The organism is Paenibacillus forsythiae T98, assembly GCF_000520735.1.
Taxonomy (GTDB): domain Bacteria; phylum Bacillota; class Bacilli; order Paenibacillales; family Paenibacillaceae; genus Paenibacillus_AQ; species Paenibacillus_AQ forsythiae.
In genome coordinates this window covers 1-1,433 of sequence record NZ_ASSC01000662.1, presented here as the reverse complement: position 1 = coordinate 1,433, position 1,433 = coordinate 1, and the positions used below count along the sequence as shown (strand labels likewise).

The 1,433-nt window shown below is 54.1% G+C and carries 1 protein-coding gene; it reads right to left on the bottom strand.

The features are described 5' to 3' along the window. Window positions 1-367 precede the first annotated feature (367 nt). A complete protein-coding gene (locus tag L692_RS0120490) occupies window positions 368-1,252 on the bottom strand; it encodes a CHAD domain-containing protein (RefSeq protein WP_025701907.1) in 885 nt (294 codons plus the stop codon). Window positions 1,253-1,433 lie beyond the last annotated feature (181 nt).

Here is a 1,433-nt window from a genome sequence, read left to right as displayed (position 1 = left end):
ATGGCTGGTTGTCATCCGCGAGCCTTTGGCATGCCTGGGAAGAGGAAGAGTGGGTCAGGATGACGGGTTCCGCGATTCTCTCCACAGCAGGTAACAATAAATCCGCTGGCCGGAAGACGATAAGGGCGCGGCTTCTCTCCAATCGCAACAATGCTTTGCCTGATGTCCAGCACTCTGATGAATGCGTGGTTCCAAAAGAGCGCGTAATCCGAATGATCCATGTTCCATCAACTCCATCCTGACTGTTCAAGAGCGGCGGCGTCTCTTGCCTGGCTTCGGTCACTCTCTGTTAAGGACTGATATCTTTTGCTTGTTTTAATTGATATCGTTTCTCATTTACAATACTAAAATTCAGCCTCGTCCTGAGCTATTCGGCGTCCGGCACATCGATCACCGTGCTCCGGCGAAGCGCGTTCGCCAGCTCGTTTTGCAGCGATTCTATAAAGCCGTTCCACGCTGCGCGGCTGGCGTCCAGTTCCTTGCGGCCGATATCTTCCATAGTCTCCAGCCATACCCGCTTGTCGGTGATGTCCCCAAGCTCGGATTGGATGTCTTTATACATCGCCTCGTTCGCGTGAAACTTCTGGTCCAGCGCAAAGGCTGCCGCGTTTGCGGTATAACGGATACGCTTGGCCGATATCCGCAGCTTGTGCAGCTCATCCAGCGCCTTTCGGGAACCGGGATTTTCTTGCCTGAACATCTCCTTGCACCGTTTCTTCTGCTGCTCGTAAGCGACTTCAAGCTCGCGCATCGCAATGTTGGCGTCGGTACCCGAGACGAGCCCGGGAAGCCGCTTCTCAATAAATTCCTCCCATTGGCTCTTTAGCTTACCATTTATGAGCGCCGGCAGCTCATCCGCCAGCTTCGCGCGCCTCCGTCTGCGCTCTGCTTTCTGATGCCGGATCACGGCTTTAACCAGCTTGGCGGTCTGCTTGTCGCCATCCCGTTTGGCCGCTGTGCGCCTTTCCTTGAAGGACGCGATCAGCACATCGGCATCCCTCACCTTGCCAAGCCGCTTCTGCGCCTGCTTGAATATAGCGTAAAGGCCGGAGGAATGTCCGGGGTCCAGAACGGACAGCAGCGTGAGCAGCTTGCGGCTGCTTACCCTCGCCTGATGGACGGCCTCGTCGTCGAAACTCTCCAGCGCCTCTGTTCCGTGATGCAAAAAGCCGGTGTACAGCTCCGTCATTGCCCGCTCCCACCGCATCGCTTCGTTTGCACCCAAGCCAAGGTTCTCCGTACCGGTTGTCATTCGTTATCACTCCCAAATGTTGGTCCCCACGGGGCGCGCAACCATTTATAGGTTTAGAACGTCTTAAATTTAGAATAACTTTAATGCAATTCCATTACAATAATCTGCCGAGAAAGGGTGAGTCAAATGTTCAAAAAAATAACAGTCCTCTGTATCAGCCTTGGCTTAACCGTCGGGATGA

Coding starts and splice junctions, on each gene's coding strand:
- L692_RS0120490 (WP_025701907.1), bottom strand. CDS start 1,252: ATGACAACCGGTACGGAGAACCTTGGCTTGGGTGCAAACGAAGCGATG.